The 3,151-nt window shown below is 36.1% G+C and carries 3 protein-coding genes; 2 read left to right on the forward strand and 1 reads right to left on the reverse strand.

The annotated features are described in order from the left end of the window. Positions 1–146 precede the first annotated feature (146 nt). Both ABDZ72_RS07225 and ABDZ72_RS07230 read left to right on the forward strand, forming a co-directional pair. The gene (locus ABDZ72_RS07225; RefSeq protein ID WP_343752081.1) at positions 147–659 is read left to right on the forward strand and encodes a DUF6932 family protein; all 513 of its coding nucleotides are present in this window, start codon (positions 147–149) and stop codon (positions 657–659) included. Next, the gene (locus ABDZ72_RS07230; protein WP_343752082.1) at positions 656–1,555 is read left to right on the forward strand and encodes a hypothetical protein; all 900 of its coding nucleotides are present in this window, start codon (positions 656–658) and stop codon (positions 1,553–1,555) included. Before ABDZ72_RS07225 ends, ABDZ72_RS07230 begins: the two co-directional genes overlap by 4 nt. A 318-nt stretch (positions 1,556–1,873) precedes the next feature. On the opposite strand, the gene ABDZ72_RS07235 is transcribed toward ABDZ72_RS07230, so the two are convergent. Next, positions 1,874–2,779, reverse strand: coding sequence for a tyrosine-type recombinase/integrase (locus tag ABDZ72_RS07235; RefSeq protein WP_343752083.1), 906 nt, complete (start codon positions 2,777–2,779; stop codon positions 1,874–1,876). Between the last annotated feature and the right edge of the window lie 372 nt (positions 2,780–3,151).

Here is a 3,151-nt window from a genome sequence, read left to right on the forward strand (position 1 = left end):
CATGATAGAGTGCCTTCTCTTTTTTGACTAGAAAATTGCCTCAGGTGGCCCCGAGAATTATTTTACACATATTTTTATAAAAGAATTAGCTTGAACGATGTATAAATTAAAATAAATGTTATAAAATATAGAAAAGAAGTGGTCAAATGCTTAAATTTAATGCAGACGGCAATGTAAATGGAGGTATCATAAAAGGACTGACAATCGCAAATATAAAAAGCGAATTAGTTGATTCTTTCCCTAATTCCCAAACACGGGAGAGAAATTTTAAAGGTTTGAAAAATTTTTTAGTTTCTTTAAAGGACGGAGATGTTCTTCCTCTTTTGAGCAAAATATGGTTAGATGGAAGCTTTTTAACAAATAAAATCAATCCTAATGATATAGATATGGTTCTTTTATTCAATCCATCAGATGATAATATCCCGAAAATAAGCGAATTCTTTGAGCAAAGAAGACAATACTTTAGACAAATCGGAGAAACATTTTATTGTGACGCTTACTTTACTGTAGACCACACCCTTATACCACCAAATGATTCGGCAAAAGCGTCCTTCGATAAACAAAATAAATACTGGATGGGGCAATTCGGTTTTGATAGAGAAGGTAAAAATAAAGGAATGTTGGAAATTGGTTGTCCAGAAGGGAGTGAATTGCAATGAATGAATACAGCTTTAGCCCTTTACCTTTCAATAATAAAGATGAGTCCCCTTCTGCATCAGAATTAAATTCAGAAATACCTAAAGACAGTAAATTCAAAAGCATTATTAAACATACTAACAATGAAATATTAAATTTTGAGAAGAAAAAAAAGCAGAAGAAAGAGGACCTTCTTGTGAAGGTGAAGTCCCTACAAGAATCTGGGAGAATTGGATTAAGAGAGCTAAACGTAATATCTTCGGGTATCCAACGAGTTTTTACAAGCATGTATAATAACTTGTTCGGAAAAGGAAATAGTCGCGGTCCAATACCTAAAAATATACTTGAATCCAGTGAATTAATTCTTAATAATACTTCACCTGGTTCATTCAACATGCATTTAGGCCTCACAGAGGACAATCCTATTATTGAGAGTTACGATTATGACTCAATTAATTATTTCTATGACCTTATGGAAGATATAAATTCGCAAGAAGATTATACAGAAATAGCCGATAACTATGGAATCAGGACATTCAATATTTTAAAAAATTGGTTTCAGGACTTAGAAAACGAACAAGTTGAATTTGATTTAACTTATTTGGATAAAGGAGACAAAGTCTCTTTATCTAAAAATAAAATAAGTAGTATTACGAAGACACTTAGTAACATTAAAACCAAAGAAATATCTGAATCAATCCAGGTTGATGGTAAGCTTTTAGCAGCTGACTATTCTAAACTCTCTTTCTCAATTAGTTGGAACGGAAAAGAAATAAAAGGCAAAACTAATGCAGAAGTATTTAATAAGGGATTAACTATTAATAACACATATACTTTTAAATTAACTAAAAAAATAATAACAAATATTTCTACAAATGAAGAAAAGGAAAGTTATTATTTAAATCAAGTTATTGAGTAAATAAATCCAATTCAAATCCCCTCTTCATTACAATCACGGTAATGAAGAGGGGATATTCGCAGCTGGAAGAGAGACCTGATAAGCGGTGGGGGACTGTCCCCGATATGTTCAAGCAGTCACAGCGTTTAGAAATGTACCAAAACAAGCTACATAAAGAGAAAATGAACCATGTACTGCAAGAAAAACAAACTAAATCTGGACAAGTTCAATGGGAGTGTATAGCTGATGGGACAATTGACCCTTCAAAACTAGGAGAAGCTTGTTTTCTTAGGCCCAATAAGTTATTTGAAAATACACCGATACCCCTGAGCCCATAATTTAGAGCCATAAAAGAAGCCCTGCAGAGACTTTCTCTCCACAGGACTCCCTTACACCCATACGCTTTAGCGATTTAAAGCGGTGGGGGACTGTCCCCAATACTCCTTCAGCAATGAAAGACAAATCGGCGCCTTTCGCAAGCAGGGGGGTTGCAAATGTATGTCGGCATACATGCGGATATAAGGTCTGTGATAACCCGGCTTGTTTACCGAGTTTGGTTGTGACTTTATAGATGCCAGTCGATTTTAAACGTCCACCAAACTTATTCAAAAACAAAGGATCACCTTCACGACAAGCTCTCGTTTCCAAATAATCTTGCATGACAAGGGCACATTCTTCGGAAAAATGAACGTGGCGTATATGTCCCCCTTTCCCCAGAACCATGGCTGTACGTTTTTCCAACTGTACATCCTCAATATTTAAGTGGGAGGTTTCCGTTTTACGGCAGCCGGAGGAAAGCAAAAGAAGAATGAGAGCACGATCTCTAAGTGGTAGATCTTCAGCCTCCCGTTTCACACGTGCCAGTTCTTCTCCATTGAGAAATTGGGGTAAGCTTTCAGGTATGGCTGGTTTCCAACGACTTTTAATTACTGGAGCATTCAAGTAATCCTCAGCTAAACAAAAGTTGGTAAAGGATTTTAAAGCCGATAGATAAAGGTCTATCGTTTTGGGTTTTTTCCCTTCACTTATGACGTATAGCCAGTTCCGAATATGTTCAGACGTTAAATTTCCGATGGATACAGAACATTCACTAAGAAATTTCTCAAGTACCCATTTATATTTCGTGATCGTAACCACAGCCTTGTTAGCAAGTTTTAAGCTTAACAGGAAGTCATTTAAAATTTGCCGATTGTTTTCTGGGATTATCTTTTTAGTAGTCACCCAGTACTTTTGAGATGTACTCATAAATATCCTCGTTTCATTGATTACTTGTCTAGAAGTAGTGTTAACATATTTATCCGAATATAGACACTTACATTAAAATAATGTATTTTTAAACGGTGGAAGACTGTCTCCCGAAAAATTTATAAACAAGAAAACAAAAAGAAAGCCCTGCAGAGATTTATATCTCCACAAGGCTTCCATTGTAACGTCTACTTTATTGCTCTAAAGCGGCGGGGGACTGTCCCCGATATTCACAAGGCTCCCATTGTACCGGCTACTTTATTGCTTTAAAACGGTAAGGGACTGTCCCCGATACTCTATAAACAATTCAGAATTGTGTCGGGTCAAGTAGGAGTGAACCTCTCAGCCTAACGGCTGATTGTGTATCACTCC

Origin of the sequence: Lentibacillus halophilus, assembly GCF_039522485.1 — a bacterium.
Taxonomy (GTDB): domain Bacteria; phylum Bacillota; class Bacilli; order Bacillales; family Amphibacillaceae; genus Lentibacillus; species Lentibacillus halophilus.